The following is a 22,450-nucleotide window of genomic DNA, read 5'->3' as shown; positions in this document are numbered from 1 at the left end:
CCCCGCGCCCTCAGTGGTGCGGGGCGGCCTCGGGCTGCCAGCGTTCCTCGATGCGGCCGTAGCGCCAGACCGCCAGCGCCAGACCCCAGGTGACGACGAACAGCCCGACGATCGCGAAGCCGACGTAGTCCAGGTCCAGCGAGGCGATCCAGGCCAGCGGGCCGCTGTCGATGCCCAGCCGCTCGACCAGCAGGCCGATCAGCACCATCGTGCCGACGACGAGCGCGACGACCACCGACAGCACCGTGACGGTCAGGTTGTAGAACACCTTGCGGACCGGCTTGACCAGGGCCCAGCCGTAGGCGCGGGTCATCAGGATGCCGTCGGCGGTGTCGAACAGGCTCATCCCGGCCATGAAGAGCACCGGCAGGACGACGATCGCGTACCAGGGCAGCACGAACGCCGCGGAGCCGGCGATGAGCACCAGCAGCCCGACCTGGGTCGCGGTGTCGAAGCCCAGGCCCATCAGCAGGCCCACCGGGTAGAGGTGCCAGGGCTTGCTGACCCGGCGGGTGACCCGGTTGAGCAGTCGGGCCAGGAACCCGCGGTTGTGCAGGTGGTGCTCCAGCTGGGCCTCGTCGAGCTCGCCGGACCGCATGCCGCGGAAGACCTTCGCGATGCCGACGACGGAGGCCAGGTTCATCAGGCCGATCAGCAGCAGGAAGCCCCCGGCGACCAGGGTGCCGATGAGCCCCAGGGTCTGCGCGGTGCTCGAGTCGCCGTCCTGGATGACGCCGGCGACGGACTGCACGCCGACCGCGAGGAGCACGCTGGCCACCAGCACCACCGAGGAGTGGCCCAGGGAGAACCAGAACCCGGTGCCGACGGCGGAGCGTCCCTCGCCGACGAGCTTGCGGGTGGTGTTGTCGATCGTGGCGATGTGGTCGGCGTCGAAGGCGTGCCGCACGCCGAGCAGGTAGGCGGTCAGGCCCACGCCGACCCCGAGGACCCCGGCGCTGCCCAGGTCCAGCCGCTGCGGGGCGACCCCGAGGACGAGCACTCCCCAGCCGACCACGTGCAGGACCACGACGACGGCGGTCATGGCCGCGATCCGGCGGCGGTCGGGGCGGGTGAACCCCGCGCGCCCGTCGGCGGCGGTGGTCGGTGCGGTGAGCGTCACGGGCGGACCTTATTGCACTCCTCTGGCACCTGCACAGCGTTCGCAAGAAGGCCTCGGACCGCACAGGGAGGGGTGGCGATCGACACACCGACGGCGCCGGTCGGGCCCACGCAACACGTCCGGAACACGGGGGGACGACACGCGCGGACGTGTTCACGGTCCCGAAACACGTCCAGGACCCCGTCGGAAACACGGTCTGGGCACGGTGTCCCCACACCAGCACCGCACCACCGCACACCACCGCGCAGCCCGATCGCGCAGCTCTGCCGGGCCTGCGCCCGGCACCCCGCCCCCGCCCTCCCGGGCCCCCGATGCGGCCGATGGCCGACGACCGATGTCAGGAGGTTGCCGTGGTCAACACCGGCGACACCGCCTGGATCCTCACCAGCGCAGCTCTCGTGCTGCTGATGACGCCAGGTCTCGCGCTCTTCTACGGCGGCATGGTCCGCGCGAAGAGCGTCCTCAACATGATGATGATGAGCTTCGGAGCGGCTGCGCTGATCAGCGTGCTCTGGGTGCTCTACGGCTACTCCATCGCCTTCGGCAACGACGTCGGCGCCGGGCTGCTCGGTGACCCGACGGAGTTCTTCGGCCTCAAGGGCCTGATGGAGGACCTCACCGCCGAGGGCGGGCTGCCGGTCATGGCGTTCGTCGGCTTCCAGGCCGTCTTCGCGATCATCACCGTCGCGCTGATCTCCGGTGCCATCGCCGACCGGGCCAAGTTCGGCGCCTGGATGGTCTTCGCCGGCGTCTGGGCCACGATCGTCTACTTCCCGATCGCCCACTGGGTCTTCGACTTCACCCTCACCGACGACGACGGCACCGTCACCCACGTCGGTGGCTGGATCGCCAACAACCTGGCGGCGGTCGACTTCGCCGGTGGCACCGCGGTGCACATCAACGCCGGTGCCGCGGGCCTGGCCCTGGCCCTGGTCCTCGGCAAGCGCCGCGGCTTCGGCCGCGAGGCCATGCGCCCGCACAACCTGCCGCTGGTCATGATCGGTGCCGGGCTGCTGTGGTTCGGCTGGTTCGGCTTCAACGCCGGCTCCGCCCTGGCCGCCAACAACACCGCCGCGGTGGTCTGGGTCAACACCCTGGTCGCCACCGGTGCCGCCGTGCTGGGCTGGCTGCTGACGGAGAAGCTCCGCGACGGCCACTCGACCTCCCTGGGTGGCGCCTCCGGCGTCGTCGCCGGCCTGGTCGCGATCACCCCCGCCTGCTCCGCCGTCTCCCCGGTCGGCGCGATCATCATCGGCGTCCTGGCCGGGGTGCTCTGCGCCCTGGCCGTGGGCCTGAAGTACCGCTTCGGCTACGACGACTCCCTCGACGTCGTCGGCGTCCACCTCGTCGGTGGCCTCTGGGGCACCATCGCCATCGGCTTCCTGGCCGACCCCGACGCCCCCGCCGGCGTGGAGAGCCTCTTCTTCGGCGGTAGCGTGGACCAGCTGTGGCGCCAGGTCGTCGGCGCCGTCGCCGTCCTGGTCGTCTCCTTCGTCCTCACCTACGTGATCGGCCTCATCATCGAGAAGACGATGGGCTTCCGCATCACCGAGGAGGACGAGGTCGCCGGGATCGACAACGTCGTGCACGCCGAGTCCGGCTACGACTTCACCAGCCTGAGCGGCGGGAGCGGCTCCGCGCTGCACCAGGCCACGACGGCCAAGACCGTGGAGGGTTCCCACTGATGAAGCTGGTCACCGCGATCGTCAAGCCGTTCAAGCTCGACGACGTCAAGAACGCCCTGGAGCTCATCGGCATCGCCGGCCTCACGGTCAGCGAGGTCCAGGGCTTCGGCCGCCAGCGCGGCCACACCGAGGTCTACCGCGGTGCGGAGTACCAGGTGGACTTCGTCCCCAAGGTGCGCATCGAGGTCGTCGTCAGCGAGACCGACGCCGCCCGCGTGGTCGACGCCGTCGTGGAGTCCGCCTCCACCGGTCAGATCGGTGACGGCAAGGTCTGGGTGACGACGATCGACGAGATCGTCCGGGTCCGCACCGGCGAGCGCGGGGCCGACGCCGTTCCACCCACCGCGACGGCACGGACGCCGTCCCCGCACGGAACGAGGTGCCCCCGTGACCGAGCTGCGGGCCGTCACGGCCCCCGACCCCGCCGAGCTGGCCGCGCTGCCCCGCGTCGGACGGGTCGCCGCCCTCGACACCTGGCTGGGCGGACTGCTCGACGCCGCCGTCGCGGCCACCCCCCGCCCGGCCCCGCGCCGTGGGCAGGGCCCCGCCCCGGCCGGCACCGGCGTCGCGCTGGTCGCGGTCGGCAGCCTGGGCCGCCGGGAACCGGCCCCGTACGGGGACCTGGACCTGGTCCTGGTGCACGACGGCCGTCCCGAGATCGGCGCCCTGGCCGACGCGCTCTGGTACCCCGTCTGGGACGCCGGCCACAAGCTGGACCACTCCGTGCGCACCGTCGCCGAAGCCGTCCAGGTGGCGGGGACCGACGTGAAGGCCGGGCTCGGGCTGCTCGACGTCCGGCACGTCGCCGGGGACGCCGAGCTGGCCGCCCGGCTGCGGACCGCGACGCTGGCCAGCTGGCGGCAGCACGCCGCCCGGCTGCTGCCCGAGCTGCGCGACATCCGCCGCGGGCGGGTCCGCACCGTGGGGGAGCTGGGCTTCCTGCTGGAGCCCGACCTCAAGGAGGCCTACGGCGGTCTCCGCGAGGGCCAGGTGCTGCGCGCGCTGTCCACCGCCCAGCTGGTCGACGAGCCGCCGGCCGACGCGGGGGAGGCCTACGCCTTCCTGGTCGACGTGCGCGACGAGCTCCGTCGGCGGTCGCGCCGGGCCTCGGACGTGCTGGTGCGACAGGAGCAGCGTGGTGTCGCCCAGGCCCTCGGGCTCGCCGACGACGACGCCCTCATCCGCCAGGTGAGCCTGGCCGGCCGCCGGCTGGCCTTCGTCGCCGACGAGACCTGGCGCCGGGTCGACGCCGCCCTGGTCCGCCGGCCGCGCACCCGCTACCGCCGGGTCCGCCGGGAGCCGCTGGCCGAGGGCCTGGTGCGCCAGGGCGACGAGGTCGTGCTGGCCCGTGACGCCCGCCCCGCCGTCGACCCCGGCCTGGTGCTGCGCGGTGCCGCAGCCGCCGCCCGCGCGGACCTGCTGCTGTCGCCCTACACGCTCAAGGTGCTCGCCGTGCACGCCCCGCCGCTGCCCGAGCCGTGGCCGCCGGAGGTGCGCTGGTCCTTCCTGCGACTGCTGGCCAGTGGCCGCAGTGCCGTGCCGGTGCTCGAGCAGCTGGACCAGGAGGGACTGCTGGCCCGGATGCTGCCGGAGTGGGACCGGGTCCGGTCGCTGCCCCAGCGCCACCCGTGGCACCGGTTCACCGTCGACCGGCACCTGGTGGAGGCCGCCGCGGCCGCCGCCGAGCTCACCCGGGACGTCGACCGCCCCGACCTGCTGCTGGTCGGCGCGCTGCTGCACGACATCGGCAAGGGCTGGCCCGGGGACCACACCGACGTCGGGGTGGTCGTGATCGGGGAGATGGCCACCCGGATGGGGTTCGCCCCGCCCGACGTGGACATGCTGGTGGCGATGGTGCGCTGCCACCTGCTGCTGCCCGACGTCGCCACCCACCGCGACATCGACGACCCGGCGACCATCGACCGGGTCGTGGAGGCCATCGACGGCGACGCCGCCCTGCTGCAGCTGCTGCACGCCCTGGCCCAGGCCGACGGCGCCGCCACCTCCACCTCGGCCTGGTCGCCGTGGAAGGCGCACCTGGTCGCCGCGCTGGTCGGCCGGGTCGCCGCCCGGCTGGGGAGCACCACCGTGCCCGAGCCGGTGCTGGAGCCCAGCGACCCGCTGGCCACCGTCCCCGCACCGGCCATCCCGGGCCCCACCCAGCCGGTCACCGTCGGCATCGAGGACGTCGTCGACGGCCAGCAGGTCACCATCGGCGCCCCCGACCGGCCCGGCCTGTTCAGCCTGTGCGCCGGGGTCCTGGCGCTCAACCAGCTCGACGTGCGCGCCGCCCGGGTGACCGTGGAGGGCGGGCACGCGACGCAGGTGTTCGCCGTCCGGCCCCGCTTCGGGCGGGCCCCGGTCCCGGAGATCCTGGCCGACGGCGTGCGGGCCGCCCTGGAGGGCAGCCTCCCGCTGGCTCAGCGACTGGCCCAGCGGGAGAAGGACTACAGCCAGGACGGCGTCCGGGGCGCCCCGCCGCGGGTGGCCTGGTTCGACGCCGAGGCGACCGGGGCGGCCAACACCCTGGTCGAGGTCCGGGCCGGCGACCGGGCCGGGCTGCTCTACCGGCTCACCGCCGCGCTGGCGGGGGAGGGGCTCGACGTCACCTCCGCCTCGGTCGAGACCCTGGGTGCCGACGCCGTGGACGCCTTCTACCTGGCCGACCCCTCCGGCACGCCGGTCGACGCGGGCCAGCGGGCGCGGGCGGAGCAGGCGCTGCTGTCGGCCGCCGCGGGGGTGTCCCCGGGCTGACCGGCCCTGCCGCGTCCTCGGCGTGGGCGGTCTTGTCGTACCCACGTGGCACGGTCCCTCCCAGGTCGACGGGCACGCCGTCGGCCGCGACACCGGGAGGTCACCGTGGAGCTCTACGACTGCGCCGTCTGTGCCGAGGAGACCGTCGTGGAGCAGCCGCCCTGCGCCGACGGGCACGCCGAGGACGGGCTGGACTGCCCCGAGTGGGTCTGCACGGGCTGTGGCGACGCGCTGCTGCTGGGCGCCCCGGGTGCCGCCACGCTGTGGCAGCAGGCCGCCTGAGCGTCGCTCGATACCCTGGAGAGCGGTCCCGTGCGTCGGGACCGTCCCTGATCCACCTGCGTGAGGACGTGTTGTGTTCGAGACCCTGTCCGACCGGCTCGACGCGGTCTTCACCGGACTGCGCGGCAAGGGCCGGCTGTCCGAGGCCGACATCGACGCGACCGCCCGCGAGATCCGCATCGCGCTGCTCGAGGCCGACGTCGCCCTGCCGGTGGTGCGGTCCTTCATCACCGCGGTCAAGGAGCGCGCCCGCGGTGCCGAGGTCAGCCAGGCGCTGAACCCGGCCCAGCAGATCATCAAGATCGTCAACGAGGAGCTCGTCGGCGTCCTCGGCGGGGAGACCCGGCGGATCCGCTTCGCCAAGCAGTCCCCGACGGTGATCATGCTGGCGGGCCTCCAGGGCGCCGGCAAGACCACCCTGGCCGGCAAGCTCGGGCGCTGGCTCAAGGCGCAGGGCCACACCCCGCTGCTGGTGGCCTGCGACCTGCAGCGCCCCAACGCGGTCAACCAGCTGTCCATCGTCGCCGGCCAGGCCGGGGTCGACGTGTACGCCCCGCAGCCGGGCAACGGCGTCGGCGACCCGGTCCAGGTCGCCCGGGACTCGATCGACCACGCCCGGCGCACCATGCACGACGTCGTGGTCGTCGACACGGCCGGCCGGCTGGGCATCGACGCCGAGCTGATGGCCCAGGCCGCCGGCATCCGGGACGCCGTCCAGCCCGACGAGACGCTCTTCGTCGTCGACGCGATGATCGGCCAGGACGCCGTCACCACCGCGATCGCCTTCCAGGAGGGCGTCGGGTTCTCCGGCGTCGTGCTGACCAAGCTCGACGGCGACGCCCGCGGTGGCGCCGCGCTCAGCGTCCGCGGCGTGACCGGCGAGCCGATCATGTTCGCCTCCACCGGTGAGAAGCTCACCGACTTCGACGTCTTCCACCCCGAGCGGATGGCCTCGCGCATCCTGGGCATGGGCGACGTCCTCACCCTCATCGAGCAGGCCGAGCAGGCCTTCGACGCCGACCAGGCCGAGGCCATGGCCGGCAAGCTGGCCAGCCGGGAGGGCTTCACCCTCGAGGACTTCCTCGAGCAGATGCTGGCCATCCGCAAGATGGGCCCGATCGCGAACCTGCTCGGCATGCTCCCGGGCGCCGGGCAGATGAAGGAGCAGCTCAAGCAGGTCGACGACCGGGACCTGGACCGCACCGCGGCCATCATCCGGTCCATGACCCCCGCCGAGCGGGTCACCCCCAAGATCATCAACGCCTCGCGGCGGGTCCGGATCGCCAACGGCTCCGGGGTCACCGTCACCGAGGTCAACTCGCTGCTGGAGCGCTTCGTCCAGGCCCAGAAGATGATGGGCCAGATGGCCGGCAGCATGGGCATGCCCGGCATGGGCCCGATGTCGAAGAAGGCCCGCGGCCGGCAGATCCAGGCCGCCCCCCGCAAGGGGAAGAAGCAGAAGGGCAAGAAGCCCCCGGCCCGGCGGGCCATCGGCGGAGCGCCCGGGGCCGGTGGGTCCGCCGGCGGGGGAGCGCCCGGCGGGGTCCCCGGCCTGCCGCCGGGCCAGGCACTGCCGGACCTGAGCAAGCTGGACTTCAGCCAGTTCCGGGACCAGGGCCGCTGACCCGGTGACGCCGCCCGCGCTGCACCTGTCCGGGGTCGTGATGCTGCCCGACGGCGTCACCGGTGACCTGTGGGTGCGCGACGGGCGGCTCACCACCGAACCGGTGCCCGGCGCCGAGACCGTGGCCCGGGGCGGGTTCGTGCTGCCCGGCCTGGTCGACGCGCACTGCCACGTCGGTATCGCCCGGGGCGGCGGCAACGTCGAGGACCTGGCCGCGGCCCGGGAGCAGGCGCTGGTCGAGCGGGCCGCCGGTGTCCTGGCGCTGCGGGACTGCGGCTCCCCGGTGGACACCCGCGCCCTGGACGACGACGAGGACCTGCCCCGGATCCTGCGCGCGGGCCGGCACGTGGCCCGCAGCCGCCGCTACCTGCCGGGCCTGGCCGTCGAGGTCGAGCCCGAGGACCTGGTCGAGGCCGTCCGCACCCAAGCCCGCGCCGGGGACGGCTGGGTCAAGCTGGTCGGGGACTGGATCGACCGCGGCGCGGGCGACCTGGGTCCGCTGTGGCCGGCCGAGGCGCTCACCGCAGCCATCGCCGCGGCGCACGCCGAGGGCGCCCGGGTCACCGCGCACACGTTCGGCACCGACGCGCTGCCCGACCTGATCGGGGCCGGCATCGACTGCATCGAGCACGGCACCGGGCTCACCGAGGACCTCGTCGCCACCATGGCGCAGCAGGGCACCGCCGTCGTCCCGACGCTGGTGAACGTGGAGAACTTCCCCGGGTTCGCCGCGGCGGGGGAGTCGAAGTTCCCCTCCTACGCCTCGACCATGCGGCGGCTGTACGCCTCCTCGGGCGCCGTCGTCCGGGCTGCGTACGAGGCGGGGGTGCCGGTCTTCGCCGGCACCGACGCGGGCGGCGGCATCGACCACGGCGTCATCGCCGACGAGATCCGCGCCCTGCACGCGGCCGGCCTGCCTGCGGAGGCAGCGCTGGCCGCGGGGTCCTGGGCGGCCCGGGAGTGGCTGGGGCTGCCCGGGCTCACCGAAGGGGCCCCGGCCGACCTGGTCCGCTACGACCGGGACCCCCGGGCGGACCTGTCGGCCCTGGACGACCCCCAGCTGACGGTGCTGCGCGGCCGGGTCGTCTGAGGGGCGGGCGCGGGGGCCTGCCAGACTCACCGCCGTGTTGTTGCGGATGTCCACCCTTTTCCTGCGCACCCTGCGCGACGACCCGGCCGACGCCGAGGTCCCCAGCCACCGCCTGCTCGTGCGCGGCGGGTACATCCGGCGCTCGGCGCCCGGTGGCTTCACCTGGCTGCCGCTGGGCTGGCGGGTGTTCCGCAACGTCGAGCGCGTCGTCCGCGAGGAGATGGACGCGATGGGCGCCCAGGAGGTCCACTTCCCGGCCCTGCTGCCCCGCGAGCCCTACGAGACCACCGGCCGGTGGACCGAGTACGGCGACAACCTCTTCCGCCTCCAGGACCGCCGCGGTGGCGACTTCCTGCTCGGTCCCACGCACGAGGAGATGTTCACGCTCCTGGTGAAGGACCTCTACGGCTCCTACAAGGACCTCCCCGTCTCGCTGTACCAGATCCAGACCAAGTACCGGGACGAGGCGCGGCCCCGCGCCGGGCTGTTCCGCACCCGCGAGTTCGTGATGAAGGACAGCTACAGCTTCGACGTCTCCGACGCCGGCCTGGAGCGCTCCTACGCCGCGCACCGCGAGGCCTACACCCGGGTGTTCGACCGGCTGGGCCTGGAGTACGTCATCGTCTCCGCCACCTCGGGGGCGATGGGCGGCTCGCGGTCCGAGGAGTTCCTGCACCCCACCCCCATCGGTGAGGACACCTTCGTCCGCTCGGCCGGCGGGTACGCCGCCAACGTCGAGGCCGTCACCACCGTGGTGCCCGAGTCGGTGCCGTTCGAAGGGCTGCCCGCCGCGCACGTCGAGGACACCCCGGACACCCCGACCATCGAGACCCTGGTCGCGGTCGCGGTCGCGCGGTTCCCCGATGTCGGCTACACCGCGGCCCACACGCTCAAGAACGTCGTGGTGACCCTGCGGCACCCCGACGGCACGGTCGAGCCGGTCGTCATCGGCCTGCCCGGTGACCGGGAGGTCGACACCAAGCGGCTCGAGGCCCAGGTCGCCCCCGCCGAGGTGGAGCCCTTCACCGACTTCGCCGGCAACCCCGCGCTGGTCAAGGGCTACATCGGGCCGCAGGTGCTGGGGGAGGGGTCCGCCTCGGGCATCCGCTACCTGGTCGATCCCCGCGTCGTCCCCGGCTCGCGCTGGGTGACCGGGGCCAACGAGCACGGCAAGCACGTCTTCGACCTCGTCGCCGGCCGGGACTTCACCTGGGACGGCACCATCGAGGCCGCCGAGGTGCGCGCCGGCGATCCGGCACCCGACGGTTCGGGCCCCCTGGAGCTCGCCCGCGGCGTCGAGATGGGCCACGTGTTCCAGCTCGGCCGCAAGTACGCCGAGGCCCTGGACCTCAAGGTGCTCGACGAGAACGGCAAACTCGTCACCGTCACCATGGGCTCCTACGGCATCGGGGTCTCCCGCGCCGTCGCCGCCATCGCCGAGTCCATGCACGACGAGCTCGGTCTGGTCTGGCCCCGCGAGATCGCCCCGGCCGACGTGCACGTCGTGGCCACCGGCAAGGACGCCGCGGTGCTCGAAGCCGCCGAGTCCCTCGCCGCCGAGCTGGTCGCCGCCGGGCTCACCGTGCTGCTCGACGACCGGCCCAAGGTCAGCCCCGGGGTCAAGTTCAAGGACGCCGAGCTGCTGGGCATGCCGACCATCGTCACCGTCGGCCGCGGCCTGGCCGACGGCGTGCTGGAGCTGCGCGACCGGGCGACCGGCGAGCGCACCGAGATCGCCGTCGACGGCGCCACCGCCGCGGTGGTCACCGCCGTCAGGAGCTGACCAGCTCCACCTCGAAGCCGTCCGCGTCCTCCAGGTGGGCAGCACGGTGGCCCGGGCCGCCGGCGAAGGGGTGCCGGTCGCCGAACAGCAGGGCCCAGCCGTACCGGGGGGCCGCCTCGACCACGGCGTCCAGGCGGACCCCCGGTACGTGGAAGGCCAGGTGGTTCAGCCCCGGACGACGGCGCTCGTGCACGTCGCCGGTCTGGTCGGGGGACTGCTCCAGGACGACGTGGACGTCCCCGGCCCGCCAGGACCGCCCGTGCTCCCAGGACTGGAACGAGGCGGCGCCGAGCTCGGTGAGCAGCCACCCCCAGGAGCGCTCCGCCCGGGCCAGGTCGGGCACCCACAGCTCCACGTGGTGCAGCAACCCGACCGCCGAGGGTGCCGGTACGAGGTCTGATCCGGGCGCGGGTCCGACGTCGTGGCTCACGTCTGGCATCATGGCTGGTCGAACACGTCGGCAGGCGGCCCTCTCTCCGTCGTCGCGCGTGTCCAGCCGCACCGCCCAGGCGTACCCCCACGCGTCCTCCGGGCGGGCACCCACGATCTCGTACGAGGAGCACACCACACACCGTGGCCACCAAGATCAAGCTCATGCGTCTCGGCAAGATGCGCGCGCCCTACTACCGCATCGTCGTCGCCGACGCCCGCACCAAGCGGGACGGCCGGTCCATCGAGACCATCGGCAAGTACCACCCGAAGGAGGACCCCTCCTTCATCGAGGTCGACGCCGAGCGCGCCGCCTACTGGCTCGGCGTCGGCGCCCAGCCGACCGAGGCCGTCGCCGCGATCCTGCGCGTGACCGGTGACTGGCAGAAGTTCAAGGGCGAGCCCGCCCCCGCCCCGATGCGGGTCGCCGAGCCCAAGCCGGACAAGAAGGCCGCCTACGAGGCCGCCGCCCGCGCTGCCGCCGACGAGCCCGCCGCCGGCGCCACCACCCCGAAGAAGAAGGCCGCCGTCAAGGACGAGGCCGCTCCCGAGGCCGAGGCCAAGCTGGCCGAGGACGCCCCTGCCGACGGCTCCGCCGGCAAGACGGCCGCCGAGTAACCGTGCTCGAAGAAGCGCTCGAGCACCTGGTCAAGGGCATCGTCGACAACCCCGACGACGTCGCCGTCGACCTGGTCAACGGCCGCCGCGGCAAGACCCTCGAGGTCCGGGTGCACCCCGAGGACCTCGGCAAGGTCATCGGCCGCGGCGGGCGCACCGCCAAGGCGCTGCGCCAGGTGATGACCGGTGTCGGTGGACGTGGCCTGCGGGTCGACGTCGTCGACACCGACGGGCGCTGAGCACCACCCCGCGCTCGCCGGGACCCGTGCCCCACCAGGCACCCGAGGACACCGTGGTGGTCGGCCGCATCGGCCGGCCCCACGGTGTCCGCGGTGAGGTCACCGTCGACGTGCGCACCGACGACCCCGACCTGCGGTTCGCCCCCGGCACCGCGCTGCGGACCGAGCCCGCTGAGCGGGGTCCGCTGACCGTGGTGGGCAAGCGCTGGCACTCCGGCACGCTGCTGCTGCGGATCGCCGGTGTGGACGGCATCGAGCTCGCCGACCGCGAGGCCGCGGACGCCTACCGCAACACCCTGCTCGTGGTCGAGGTCGCCGACCTCCCCGAGCTCGAGGACCCGGACTCCTTCTACGACCACCAGCTGGTCGGCCTGGACGTCCAGCTCACCGACGGCACCGTCGTGGGCACCGTGACCGGTGTCCGGCACGAGGGCACCGAGCTGCTCGTCGTCCGTCGGCCCGGGGTGAGCGAGCTGCTGGTCCCCTTCGTGTCGGCGATCGTGCCGACCGTGGACCTCGCCGCCGGCCACGTCGTGCTCACCCCGCCCGAGGGCCTGCTCGAGCTGTGAGCGCGCCCTTCCGCGTCGACGTCGTCACGATCTTCCCGGAGTACCTGGCCCCGCTCGGGCAGTCGCTGCTGGGCAAGGCCGCGGCCCGCGGGCTGGTCTCGGTGGGCGTGCACGACCTGCGGCAGTGGACCGACGACGTGCACCGCACCGTGGACGACTCCCCGTACGGCGGGGGGCCGGGCATGGTCATGCGCCCCGAGCCCTGGGCCCGGGCGCTGACCGACGTCCGCCCGCCCGGCACCCGGCTCGTCGTCCCCACCCCCGCGGGGCGGCCCTTCACCCAGGCGGTCGCGGCCCGGTGGGCCACCGAGCCCGGCCTGGTCTTCGCCTGCGGGCGCTACGAGGGCATCGACCAGCGGGTGGCCGACTGGGCCGCCGACGCGGGCCCGGTCTCCGAGGTCTCCATCGGGGACTACGTGCTGGCCGGCGGGGAGTCCGCCGTCCTGGTCATGGTCGAGGCGGTCACCCGGCTGATCCCCGGCGTCGTCGGCAACCACGAGTCCGTGGAGTTCGACTCGCACGCCGACGGTCTGCTCGAGGGCCCCAGCTACACCCGTCCGGCCTCCTGGGCCGGCCACGACGTCCCTCCGGTGCTGCTGTCCGGCGACCACGCCGCGATCGCGCGCTGGCGGCGGGCCGAGTCCCTGCGGCGCACCGCGGACCGGCGGCCGGACCTGCTGGCCGGGGTCGAGCTGTCCGCCGCCGACCGCGCCGCGCTGGACGCCGACGCGTGACCCCGCCCTGGGTGCGGCCGACCGCCCGGGTTCTGGTGCTCTCCCCGGCGGGCCGCGTGCTGCTGCTCGGTGCCCGGCTGACCGGCCCGGACGCCGTCCCCGGGGACGTGCTGTTCTGGTACACGCCGGGCGGGGGAGTGGAGGCCGGCGAGTCCCTGCGGGTGGCCGCGGCCCGCGAGCTCGCCGAGGAGGTCGGGCTGGTGGTCGAGCCGACGGCGCTGGAGGGCCCGGTCTGGCTGCGCCGGCACCTGGGCAGTTTCGGCGACCGGGTGGTGGACAGCCGCGAGACCTTCTTCGTCCTGCGCGACGTCGAGCACGTCGTGGACGCATCCGGGCGGACCGAGCTGGAGCTGCTGGGCGACGAGCCGCACCGCTGGTGGAGCGTGGAGGAGGTCGCGGCGGGACCCGCCGCCTTCGCCCCGGGTGACCTCGCCACCCTGCTGCCCGAGCTGCTGGCAGGACCCTGGACCGGGCCGCCACGGGTCGTCGACACCTGAGATCACAGGGCCGCTGCGTCACGGCCCACCTGGTTGTGGCACAGTAGGGGGCTGCTGCTGCCGCTCCCACGGAGCCGCGGCCCCCCGGATCGGAAACCCACCGGGGAACGCTGCGCGCACCTGGCGTGAGTGCAGCCCGAGTACCGACACCGCTAGGACTGAGGACTGCTGCGATGAACACCCTGGACGCCCTCGACGCCGAGTCGCTGCGCGACGACATCCCCGCCTTCCGCCCCGGGGACACCCTGAAGGTGCACGTGCGGGTCATCGAGGGCACCCGCTCGCGCATCCAGGTCTTCCAGGGCGCGGTCATCCGTCGCCAGGGTGGCGGGATCCGCGAGACCTTCACCGTCCGCAAGGTCAGCTTCGGCGTCGGCGTGGAGCGCACCTTCCCGGTGCACACCCCCGTCGTCGAGCAGATCGAGGTGCTGACCCGCGGTGACGTGCGTCGCGCCAAGCTGTACTACCTCCGCGACCTGCGCGGCAAGGCCGCCAAGATCAAGGAGAAGCGCGAGGCCGTCGTCCGCTGACGACTGCTCTCCCGCTCCACCAGCACCACCCAGCACGGCCCGGCTGCGACACGCAGCCGGGCCGTGCTGCGTCGTGCGGGGTGGGCAGCCCGGGAACGTACGCTTCGACGCGATGAGCACCGACCGGCCCGCGGGGCCCGCCGACGCGGACGAGTCCACTGCCGCGGACGACCCCCGTTCCTCCCGCCGAGCCCGCCGCCGGGCGCGTGACGAGGACCAGAAGAAGGGCTCGCTGCTCAAGGAGCTGCCGGTCCTGCTGGTGGTCGCCTTCGTGCTGGCCCTGCTCGTGAAGACCTTCCTGGTGCAGGCGTTCTTCATCCCGTCGGGGTCGATGGAGACCACGCTGCACGGGTGCACGGGGTGCACCGGGGACCGGGTGCTGGTGACCAAGCCGCCGTACTGGTTCTCCGAGCCCGAGCCCGGGGACATCGTCGTCTTCGAGGGGCCGGACACCTGGACCCCCGAGGTCGACGTCGCGGAGCCGGGCAACTGGTTCTCCTCCGCCGCCCTGTTCCTGGGCCGGGCGATCGGTGTCGCGCCGCCCAGCGAGGACGACTACGTCAAGCGGGTCATCGCCGTCGGCGGCCAGACCGTGCAGTGCTGTGACGACCAGGGCCGCATCCTGGTGGACGGCGAGCCCCTGGACGAGCCCTACATCTACGAGAACACCCCCCTGGAGACCCGGGCCTTCGGTCCGGTGACCGTCCCGGAGGGCCGCTTGTGGGTGATGGGGGACCACCGCTCCGCCTCCGCGGACTCCCGGTCGCACGTCAGCGACCAGTACAGCGGCACGATCGCCGTCGACGACGTCATCGGCAAGGCCTCGGTCATCGTGTGGCCGGTCAGCCGCTTCACCTTCCTGGACAGCCCCGACATCCAGCAGCAGGCCGCCGGCGCACCGGTGGTCAGCGGGGTGCAGGCCGACGTGGCGGCTGCGGCACCCCTGCTGCTGGGGCTGGCCGGTGCCGTGCCGGTCGCCGCCCGGCGGCGGTCCCGCCGGCGACGAGTGGTCGCCACCGGGCCCTCGCGGCGTCCGCCGGGTACCGGCTGGCGGCGGCTGCGGCCGGCGCCGCGGACCCGTCCGGGGCGCAACCGGGAGGACTGAGCCGCCGGTCGTCCAGCCGACACGCGGACGACCTGGACGAGTCACCGGACCGTGGGGTCCGGCAGCCTGGGCATGATCTGCGCGGGTTGCAGAAAGTGATCTACAGAAGTTGTTCAAGTACTCCGTTCACCCGGTCGATGACAGAGCTGAGAGTCACCGATCCCCGAACGGAGAGTCAGCGATGTCCACCCCCACGGTCAGCACCACCCGCGGCGTCACCCGCGTGCTCCTGCTCGCTGACGCCCCGGTCCTGCGCCGTGGCCTGGTCAGCATGGTCAACGAGACGGCCGGCATGCAGGCCGTCGGCACCCCCGGCGAGCTGCGCCGGGCCCTGACGTTGGTCGAGTCCGCCCGCCCCGACGCCGTCATCGTCGAGCTGGGCGCCGGCCGCGCCGCCACCCTGAACGCCTGCCGCGACCTGCGTCGCCGCTACCCCCGCGTCGCCATCGTCGCGCTGGCCACCTCCGAGGACCCCGCCGTGGTCAACGAGGCCCTGGCCGCCGGTGTCCGGGGCTACCTGCTCATGAACACCTCGCCCACCCTGCTGGGCTGGGCCGTGCTGGCCGCCCGCGCCGGGCGCACCGTCGTCGACCCGCAGATCCGCCGCACCGAGTCCGCCACCGCCCCGGCCGTCAAGGAGCTCACCCCCTCGGTGCCGCTGACCCGTCGCGAGTCCGACGTCCTCGACGAGCTGATCCAGGGCCAGAGCAACCGGGCCATCGGCCGCAACCTGTTCATCAGCGAGGACACCGTCAAGTCCCACGTCAAGGCCATCCTGCGCAAGCTGGGTGCCCGCGACCGGGCGCACGCCGTCTCGCTGGTCCTCTCGGCCCGCAACCCCGGCTGCTCCTGCGGCAGCCACGCACTGTCGGCCCCCGGCGCCACCCTCGACGTCGACCCCGCCGTCGCCGCCGCGTCCGGGACCGTCTGAGCCCCCTCCCCGGTGCGGCCGGGCCGTCCGCCTCCTCGGCGGCCCGACCGCCCACCCTCGTCCGGTACGCCGGACGACCCAGGACCACGAGCCGGCCCCCGTTCCCCCGCGGGCCGGCTCGTGGCTCGTGCGGCCTCGCCCCCGCCGTGCCCCCCGCCGTGCCCCCCGCCGTGCCCCACGCGGTGCCCGCCGCCGTGTCGGTGGTGCGTCGTAGGGTCGGTCGGCGATGGCCACTCCGACCGCCACCCGGACCCGCACCGCCCCCTCCACAGCCCGGACCGACGCGCTCTGGTCGATGGAGGGCTCGCTGCGGCGTCGCGGGTTCACCACGATCGCCGGTGCCGACGAGGCCGGCCGCGGCGCGTGTGCCGGCCCGCTGGTCGCTGCCGCCTGCGTCCTGCCTGCCGGGCGTCGCGGCCGGGTCCCCGGGCTCGCCGACTCCAAGCTGCTGACCGCGGCCACCCGCGAGAAGGTGTACGACGAGGTCGTCGACCGGGCGCTCGCCTGGTCGGTGGTGGTCGTCGACGTCCCCGAGCTGGACGCGCGCGGCATGCACGTCACCAACATCGAGGCGCTGCGCCGGGCGGTGTCCACCCTGGGGCTCACCCCGGACTACGTGCTGACCGACGGCTTCCCGGTCACCGGCCTGGCCCAGCCCACCCTCGCGGTGTGGAAGGGCGACCGGGTCGCGGCCTGCGTCGCCGCGGCGTCCGTGCTGGCCAAGGTCACCCGGGACCGCATGATGGTCGACCTGCACCAGCGTTTCCCGCAGTACGACTTCGACGTCCACAAGGGCTACACGACCGACCTGCACACCGCCGCGCTGCACCGGCACGGCCCCTGCTCCGAGCACCGGTCCCGCTTCGTCAACGTGGTCCGGGCCCGCGACGCACACGCCGCGCGCGGGCGCCGGGTGCCACCGGCCGCCGGCATGCACGATGATGGGCCGGTGGACCAGTCCCCGACGCCCGTGGAGCACCTGCGATGAGCACCGAGGACCTCGAGAAGTACGAGACCGAGATGGAGCTGCAGCTCTATCGCGAGTACAAGGACATCGTCCGGCAGTTCTCCTACGTCGTGGAGACCGAGCGCCGGTTCTACCTGGCCAACAGCGTGGACCTGCAGGTCCGGGACGCCGCCGGCGAGGTCTACTTCGAGCTGAAGCTGTCCGACGCGTGGGTGTGGGACATGTACCGCCCCGCCCGGTTCGTCAAGAACGTCCGGGTCGTGACGTTCAAGGACGTCAACGTCGAGGAGCTGGACAAGCCCGACCTCGAGCTGCCGGAGAACCCCCGGATCACCTGACCCCCGCTGAGCACACCGCGGGTGGTCGCGCCCGCCGTCGTCCACACGTGGGGGGCGCGTCCACAGACCCGCGGACGGCGCCCCGCGCGGGACGCCGGGGTCCCAGGCTCGCGGCGTGGCCAGCAGCGAGACCAGACCCCCGCCCCCGCTCACCCGTGCCGCCCTGGGCGCCCTCGGGGAGCAGCTCGCCGTCGGGTACCTGACCGACCGCGGGCTCACCGTGCTCGACCGCAACTGGCGGACGCGGCACGGTGAGCTGGACGTGGTGGCCCGGGACGGCGACGCGATCGTCTTCTGCGAGGTGAAGGCCCGCCGGGGCACCGGGTACGGGTTCCCCGCCGCCGCGGTGACCCCGCTGAAGCAGCAGCGGCTGCGCTCCCTGGCGTTGCAGTGGCTCGCCGCACACGACCACCACGCCCGCGAGCTGCGCTTCGACGTGGTGGCGGTGCTGGTCCGCCCGGGCCGTCCGGCCGAGGTCACCCACCTGCCGGCGGCGTTCTGATGCTGGCCCGCACCTGGTCGGTCGGGCTGGCCGGCGTCACCGGGGCCCTGGTCGAGGTCGAGGTCGACATCGCGAACGGGCTGCCCGGCACGGTCCTGGTCGGGCTGCCCGACGCGGTCGTCCGCCAGTCGCTGGACCGCGTCCGCGCGGCCCTGGGCAACACCGGTCTGGACTTCCCGCAGCGCCGGGTCACCATCGGTCTGTCCCCGGCCTCGATGCCCAAGCAGGGCAGCGGCTTCGACCTGGCCATCGCGGTCGCCGTCCTCGCCGCGTCCGGCACCCTGCCCGAGGGCTGCGCGGACGACGTCGTCTTCCTCGGCGAGCTGGGGCTGGACGGCGGGGTCCGCGCGGTCCGGGGGGTGCTGCCGGCGGTCCTCGCCGCTGCACGTGCCGGTCGGCGGCGCGTCGTGGTGCCGGCGGAGAACGCCGACGAGGCCGCGCTGCTGCCCGGCACCGAGGTGGTCGCGGTCGACGACCTCGGGCAGGTCCTGGGTCATCTCTCGGGCAAGCGGCGGCTCGCGGCGCACGTCCGGGCGCCCGGCCCTCCGGTACCGCCCGGCCCGGACCTCGCCGACGTGGTCGGGCAGGCCACCGGCCGTCGGGCCGTCGAGGTCGCCGCGGCGGGTGGGCACCACCTCCTCCTGTCCGGTCCGCCCGGGGCGGGCAAGACGATGCTCGCCGAACGGCTGCCCGGGCTCCTGCCGCTCCTGGACGAGGCGACGGCCACCGAGGTGACCGCGATCGCCTCGGTGGCCGGCACGCTGCCCGGCGGCGCGCCGCTGGTCAGCCGGCCGCCCTTCGAGGCCCCCCACCACTCGGCGACGACGGTCTCGCTGGTGGGCGGCGGGTCCGGGCAGATCAGGCCGGGCGCGCTGAGCCGGGCCCACGCCGGGGTCCTGTTCCTGGACGAGGCGCCCGAGTTCCCCCGCGCGGTGCTCGACACGCTGCGCCAGCCGCTGGAGCGCGGGTCGGTGACGATCCACCGGGCACACGGGTCGGCGACGTTCCCGTGCCGGGTGCAGCTGGTGCTGGCGGCCAACCCCTGCCCGTGCGCCAGCGCCGCCGGGGACACCGCCTGCACCTGCAGCTCGCTGGAACGCCGCCGGTACGGCTCCCGGCTGTCCGGGCCCCTGCTGGACCGCATCGACCTGCGGGTGGAGCTGCCGCCGGTCACCCGTGCGGCTTGGCTGGACGCCGTCGCCGCCCCGGAGGCCACCGCGGTGGTGGCGGCCCGGGTGGCCGCGGCACGGGCGGTCGCCGCGCAACGGCTGGCCGGCACGGGCCTGCGGACGACGGGGGAGGTGCCCGGCCGGCTGCTCCGCGAGCGCTGGCCGGTGCCCCGGGCCGCTCTGGTGCTCGCCGAGCGGGCCCTGGAGCGCGGGGCCCTGTCCCTGCGCGGCTTCGACCGGGTGCTGCGGGTCGCCTGGACGTTGAGCGACCTGGCCGGCCGTGACGTCCCGGGCGCCGACGAGGTCACCGAGGCGCTGGGGCTGCGGCTGCAGCGGGTGGCGGCATGACCGCCGACCTGTCGACGGCGCTGCGTGGCGACCCCGCGGACCCCGAGCTCCGCCGTCGGGCGCGGGCCTGGCTGACCCGGGCGGTCGAGCCGGGCAGCACCGAGCTGTGGCGGTGGGTCGAGCACCACGGTCCGGTGGGTGCCGCGCAGGCGCTGGCCGGGCAGACCGCGCCGTCCCGGCTGCAGGCGTTGGTCGGTGCCCGGGCGGGGGAGGACCGGTCGGTGGAGGACCTGCGCCGGGCCGACGTGCTCGGCGCCCGGCTGGTCACCCCCGAGGACGACGAGTGGCCCGCGCTCCCGCTGCACAGCCTCACCCTGGCCGCCGACCGGCAGCCCGCCGGCGTGGACCGCACCACCGCCCTGGTGCCCCCGCTGGCGTTGTGGGTGCGGGGTCCGGCCCGGCTGGACGCCCTCGTCGACCGCTCGGTGGCCCTCGTGGGGTCCCGGGCGAGCACCGCCTACGGCGAGCACGTGGCCGGCGATCTCGCGCACGGCCTCACCGGCCGGGGGTTCACCACCGTGTCCGGCGGGGCGTTCGGCATCGACGCCGCGGCCCACCGGGGTGCGGTCGCCGCCGGCGGGCCGACCGTCGTCGTCCTCGCCTGCGGGGTGGACCGGCCCTACCCGGCCGGCCACGCCCGCCTCTTCGACCGGGTCCTGGAGGACGGCCTGCTGGTCAGCGAGTGGCCCCCGGGCTGTGCCCCGCTGCGTCATCGGTTCCTGGTCCGCAACAGGCTCATCGCCGCGCTCACCCGGGGCACCGTCGTCGTCGAGGCGGCCGCCCGCTCGGGGGCGCAGGCCACGGCCCACCGGGCCCGGTCGCTGGGCAAGGTGCTCATGGCCGTGCCCGGGCCGGTCACCAGCGCCCTGAGCGTGGGGTGCCACCAGCTGATGCGGGCGGGGGAGCAGCCGGCCCTGCTGGTCACCTCCGCGGCCGACGTCGTCGAGGCGGTCGGTGACCTGGGCACCGACCTGGCCGCGGTCGCGGTGACCTCGACCGGCCCGCGGGACGAGCTGTCCGACATCGCCCGGCGGGTGCTGGACGCCTGCCCGGTGCGGGTGGGGGTGCCCCCGGAGCGGTTGGCCGTCGCGGCCGGCTGCAGCGAGCTGGACGTGCTGCGGGTGCTGCCCGCCCTGGAGCTGACCGGCCTCGTCGAGTGGACCGGGACCGGGTGGCGGGTGACCCGGGACGCCGCGGTGGGCGGCGCGGCTGGTTGACCCGGCCCCGGGCGCGGCGCAGGCTCGACCGGTGACCAGTCGGACCGCGACGCTGCGCGCGGCCCTGCCCCCGGCGCTCACCGAGCCGCTGGACGCCTGGGCCGACCACCTCCGCCTGGAGCGCGACCTGTCCGAGCACACCGTGCGGGCCTACACCGGCGACGTGGTGTCCCTGCTGGACCACCTCACCCGACGTGGGGGCCGGGGGGTCGGGGACCTGGACCTGGCCGTGCTGCGCAGCTGGCTGGCGCTGGGGCGTACGCGCGGCGACGGGCGGACCACCACCGCCCGCCGGGCGGCCTCGGCGCGGTCGTTCACCGCCCACCTCCGGCGCACCGGCCTGACCCCCGACGACGTCGGGCTGCGGCTGGCCAGCCCCAGGGCGCACCGGACGCTGCCCGAGGTGCTCGGTGCCGACCAGGCCCGCGCCGTCCTCGACCACCGGCCCGAGCCGCCCGCCGACGCCGGTGCTGGACCCGAGGTGGCCGCCGTCGCGCTGCGCGACACGCTGGTGGTGGAACTGCTCTACGCCAGCGGCGTCCGGGTCGGTGAGCTCGTCGGCCTCGACGTCGACGACGTCGACCGCGGCCGCCGGCTGCTGCGCGTGCTGGGCAAGGGGCGCAAGGAGCGGTCGGTGCCCTACGGCCTGCCCGCCGGTGCCGCGCTGGACGCCTGGCTGAGCTCGGGGCGCCCCGTGCTGGCCCGGCCCACCAGTGGTCCCGCGTTGCTGCTGGGGGTGCGCGGCGGCCGGCTCGACCCGCGGGAGGCCCGCCGGGTGGTGCACACCGCGGTCGCGGCCGTGCCCGGGGCCCCCGACGTGGGCCCGCACGGGCTCCGTCACTCGGCCGCCACCCACGTCCTGGAGGGGGGCGCCGACCTCCGGTCGGTCCAGGAGCTGCTCGGCCACGCTAGCCTCGCGACGACGCAGGTGTACACGCACGTGACGGTCGAACGGCTCCGGGCGGTCCACGCGCGAGCACACCCACGAGCCTGAGGGGGACGACGGAGTGACGGGGATGAGTCGGCACAGCACGACCGCGCGGGGGCGGGTCCGTGCCTGAGGCACCGGTGCGCCGCCTCGGCGCCGACGACGCGACCGCGGAGGGCCAGCCGGCCGCCGCGGCGCAGAAGACGATCGACCCGGCCGACGCCGCGCTGGCCGACCTGTGGGCGCGCTACGTCGCGGGCCGGGACTCCGGCCTGCGGGACCGGCTGATCCTGCACTACGCGCCGCTGGTCAAGTACGTCGCAGGCCGGGTGGGCAGTGGTCTGCCCGCGCACGTCGAGCAGGCCGACCTGGTGTCCTACGGGACCTTCGGCCTCATCGACGCGATCACCCGGTACGAGCCCTCCCGCGAGGTCAAGTTCGAGAGCTACGCGATGGCCCGCATCCGGGGCGCGATCATCGACGAGCTGCGCTCCACCGACTGGATCCCGCGTTCGGTGCGGATGCGGGCCCGGGAGTTCGAGCGGACCGTCGCCTCGCTGGAGACCAAGCTCCAGCGCAGCCCCACCGACAGCGAGGTCGCCGCGGAGATGGGCGTCGAGGTCGAGGAGATCCGCAAGTTCCTCGGGCAGCTGTCGCTGGTCAACGTCGTGGCCCTGGACGAGCTGCTCGGCGACGACGACGGCAGCGCCCCCCGGCTGGTCGACACCCTGCAGGACTCCTCGGCGCTGGACCCGCAGGCGATGGCCGAGCACGGCGAGGCGCGTCAGCTGCTGGCCCGTGCGGTCGAGCAGCTGCCCGACCGGGAGAAGGTCGTGGTCAGCCTCTACTACTTCGAGGGGCTCACCCTGGCCGAGATCGGCCGCGTCCTCGGCGTCACCGAGAGCCGGATCTGCCAGCTGCACACCAAGGCCGTGCTGCACCTGCGGACCAAGCTCGCCGACATCGCCTGAGCCCACCGCACCGGAGCTCC

23 protein-coding genes and 1 pseudogene are annotated in these 22,450 nt (G+C 74.6%); 22 read left to right on the top strand and 2 right to left on the bottom strand.

The window, feature by feature from the left end; translation table 11 throughout:
* Positions 1 to 10: 10 nt before the first annotated feature.
* Complete coding sequence (gene nicT / locus AC0IVP_RS02190; RefSeq protein WP_056288128.1) at positions 11 to 1,120, bottom strand: Nickel transporter NicT; 1,110 nt, start codon at positions 1,118 to 1,120, stop codon at positions 11 to 13.
* 350 nt (positions 1,121 to 1,470) lie between these two features.
* Here nicT and AC0IVP_RS02185 point away from each other — a divergent pair, with 350 nt between their 5' ends.
* From AC0IVP_RS02185 to AC0IVP_RS02155, 7 genes and pseudogenes are all read left to right on the top strand, one after another.
* Entirely contained in the window at positions 1,471 to 2,805 is a 1,335-nt protein-coding gene (locus AC0IVP_RS02185; RefSeq protein WP_471754238.1) for an ammonium transporter, read from the top strand.
* Positions 2,805 to 3,062, top strand: a pseudogene (locus AC0IVP_RS02180) (P-II family nitrogen regulator); the annotation flags it as partial. The gene AC0IVP_RS02185 and the pseudogene AC0IVP_RS02180, both read left to right, overlap by 1 nt.
* Positions 3,063 to 3,192: 130 nt before the next feature.
* Positions 3,193 to 5,559 carry a [protein-PII] uridylyltransferase gene (locus AC0IVP_RS02175; RefSeq protein ID WP_471754236.1) on the top strand — a complete coding sequence of 789 codons (2,367 nt, stop codon included), beginning with the start codon at positions 3,193 to 3,195 and terminating at the stop codon, positions 5,557 to 5,559.
* 105 nt (positions 5,560 to 5,664) lie between these two features.
* Entirely contained in the window at positions 5,665 to 5,841 is a 177-nt protein-coding gene (locus AC0IVP_RS02170) for a hypothetical protein (protein WP_200938663.1), read from the top strand.
* A gap of 73 nt (positions 5,842 to 5,914) precedes the next feature.
* Entirely contained in the window at positions 5,915 to 7,465 is a 1,551-nt protein-coding gene (ffh, locus tag AC0IVP_RS02165; protein WP_056288119.1) for a signal recognition particle protein, read from the top strand.
* Positions 7,466 to 7,469: 4 nt separating this feature from the next.
* Entirely contained in the window at positions 7,470 to 8,555 is a 1,086-nt protein-coding gene (locus tag AC0IVP_RS02160; RefSeq protein ID WP_471754234.1) for an amidohydrolase family protein, read from the top strand.
* 46 nt (positions 8,556 to 8,601) lie between these two features.
* On the top strand, positions 8,602 to 10,338 hold the full coding sequence (locus AC0IVP_RS02155) for a proline--tRNA ligase (protein WP_471754232.1): 1,737 nt from the start codon (positions 8,602 to 8,604) through the stop codon (positions 10,336 to 10,338).
* Here AC0IVP_RS02155 and AC0IVP_RS02150 read toward each other — a convergent pair.
* Positions 10,328 to 10,768: a VOC family protein gene (locus AC0IVP_RS02150; protein ID WP_471754230.1), complete on the bottom strand. Its 441-nt coding sequence runs from the start codon at positions 10,766 to 10,768 to the stop codon at positions 10,328 to 10,330. The genes AC0IVP_RS02155 and AC0IVP_RS02150 overlap by 11 nt on opposite strands.
* Before the next feature lie 143 nt (positions 10,769 to 10,911).
* Between AC0IVP_RS02150 and rpsP the strand changes: the two genes are divergently transcribed.
* The 15 genes from rpsP (at position 10,912) to whiG (ending at position 22,430) form a co-directional block, all read left to right on the top strand.
* Entirely contained in the window at positions 10,912 to 11,385 is a 474-nt protein-coding gene (rpsP, locus tag AC0IVP_RS02145) for a 30S ribosomal protein S16 (protein WP_056288112.1), read from the top strand.
* 2 nt (positions 11,386 to 11,387) lie between these two features.
* Positions 11,388 to 11,624: an RNA-binding protein gene (locus AC0IVP_RS02140; protein ID WP_056288107.1), complete on the top strand. Its 237-nt coding sequence runs from the start codon at positions 11,388 to 11,390 to the stop codon at positions 11,622 to 11,624.
* A gap of 26 nt (positions 11,625 to 11,650) precedes the next feature.
* Positions 11,651 to 12,193: a ribosome maturation factor RimM gene (gene rimM / locus AC0IVP_RS02135; RefSeq protein ID WP_082556428.1), complete on the top strand. Its 543-nt coding sequence runs from the start codon at positions 11,651 to 11,653 to the stop codon at positions 12,191 to 12,193.
* A complete protein-coding gene (gene trmD, locus AC0IVP_RS02130; protein ID WP_056288103.1) occupies positions 12,190 to 12,927 on the top strand; it encodes a tRNA (guanosine(37)-N1)-methyltransferase TrmD in 738 nt (245 codons plus the stop codon). Before rimM ends, trmD begins: the two co-directional genes overlap by 4 nt.
* Positions 12,924 to 13,424, top strand: a complete 501-nt coding sequence (locus AC0IVP_RS02125; protein WP_471754228.1) for an NUDIX hydrolase — start codon at positions 12,924 to 12,926, stop codon at positions 13,422 to 13,424. The genes trmD and AC0IVP_RS02125 overlap by 4 nt, the downstream gene beginning before the upstream one ends.
* 173 nt (positions 13,425 to 13,597) lie before the next feature.
* On the top strand, positions 13,598 to 13,954 hold the full coding sequence (gene rplS, locus AC0IVP_RS02120) for a 50S ribosomal protein L19 (protein WP_471754226.1): 357 nt from the start codon (positions 13,598 to 13,600) through the stop codon (positions 13,952 to 13,954).
* Positions 13,955 to 14,066: 112 nt separating this feature from the next.
* Positions 14,067 to 15,059 (top strand): signal peptidase I, encoded by a 993-nt coding sequence (lepB, locus tag AC0IVP_RS02115; protein ID WP_471754224.1) that lies wholly within the window; start codon positions 14,067 to 14,069, stop codon positions 15,057 to 15,059.
* 181 nt (positions 15,060 to 15,240) lie between these two features.
* Positions 15,241 to 15,990 carry a LuxR C-terminal-related transcriptional regulator gene (locus AC0IVP_RS02110; RefSeq protein WP_056288087.1) on the top strand — a complete coding sequence of 250 codons (750 nt, stop codon included), beginning with the start codon at positions 15,241 to 15,243 and terminating at the stop codon, positions 15,988 to 15,990.
* Between the two features lie 226 nt (positions 15,991 to 16,216).
* Positions 16,217 to 16,978 (top strand): ribonuclease HII, encoded by a 762-nt coding sequence (locus AC0IVP_RS02105; protein WP_471754222.1) that lies wholly within the window; start codon positions 16,217 to 16,219, stop codon positions 16,976 to 16,978.
* Positions 16,975 to 17,295 carry a DUF2469 domain-containing protein gene (locus AC0IVP_RS02100; protein ID WP_056288081.1) on the top strand — a complete coding sequence of 107 codons (321 nt, stop codon included), beginning with the start codon at positions 16,975 to 16,977 and terminating at the stop codon, positions 17,293 to 17,295. The genes AC0IVP_RS02105 and AC0IVP_RS02100 overlap by 4 nt, the downstream gene beginning before the upstream one ends.
* Before the next feature lie 115 nt (positions 17,296 to 17,410).
* A complete protein-coding gene (locus AC0IVP_RS02095; RefSeq protein ID WP_056288078.1) occupies positions 17,411 to 17,797 on the top strand; it encodes a YraN family protein in 387 nt (128 codons plus the stop codon).
* On the top strand, positions 17,797 to 19,314 hold the full coding sequence (locus AC0IVP_RS02090) for a YifB family Mg chelatase-like AAA ATPase (RefSeq protein WP_471754220.1): 1,518 nt from the start codon (positions 17,797 to 17,799) through the stop codon (positions 19,312 to 19,314). The genes AC0IVP_RS02095 and AC0IVP_RS02090 overlap by 1 nt, the downstream gene beginning before the upstream one ends.
* Positions 19,311 to 20,531 carry a DNA-processing protein DprA gene (gene dprA / locus AC0IVP_RS02085; RefSeq protein WP_471754217.1) on the top strand — a complete coding sequence of 407 codons (1,221 nt, stop codon included), beginning with the start codon at positions 19,311 to 19,313 and terminating at the stop codon, positions 20,529 to 20,531. Before AC0IVP_RS02090 ends, dprA begins: the two co-directional genes overlap by 4 nt.
* A gap of 31 nt (positions 20,532 to 20,562) precedes the next feature.
* A complete protein-coding gene (locus AC0IVP_RS02080) occupies positions 20,563 to 21,525 on the top strand; it encodes a tyrosine recombinase XerC (RefSeq protein ID WP_471754215.1) in 963 nt (320 codons plus the stop codon).
* 59 nt (positions 21,526 to 21,584) lie between these two features.
* Positions 21,585 to 22,430, top strand: coding sequence for an RNA polymerase sigma factor WhiG (gene whiG, locus AC0IVP_RS02075; protein ID WP_235564242.1), 846 nt, complete (start codon positions 21,585 to 21,587; stop codon positions 22,428 to 22,430).
* Positions 22,431 to 22,450: the final 20 nt, after the last annotated feature.

This window comes from Klenkia sp. AC732, assembly GCF_979256525.1.
The sequence above is the reverse complement of the archived record's forward strand: the minus strand, read 5'-3'. Positions and strand labels throughout refer to the sequence as shown.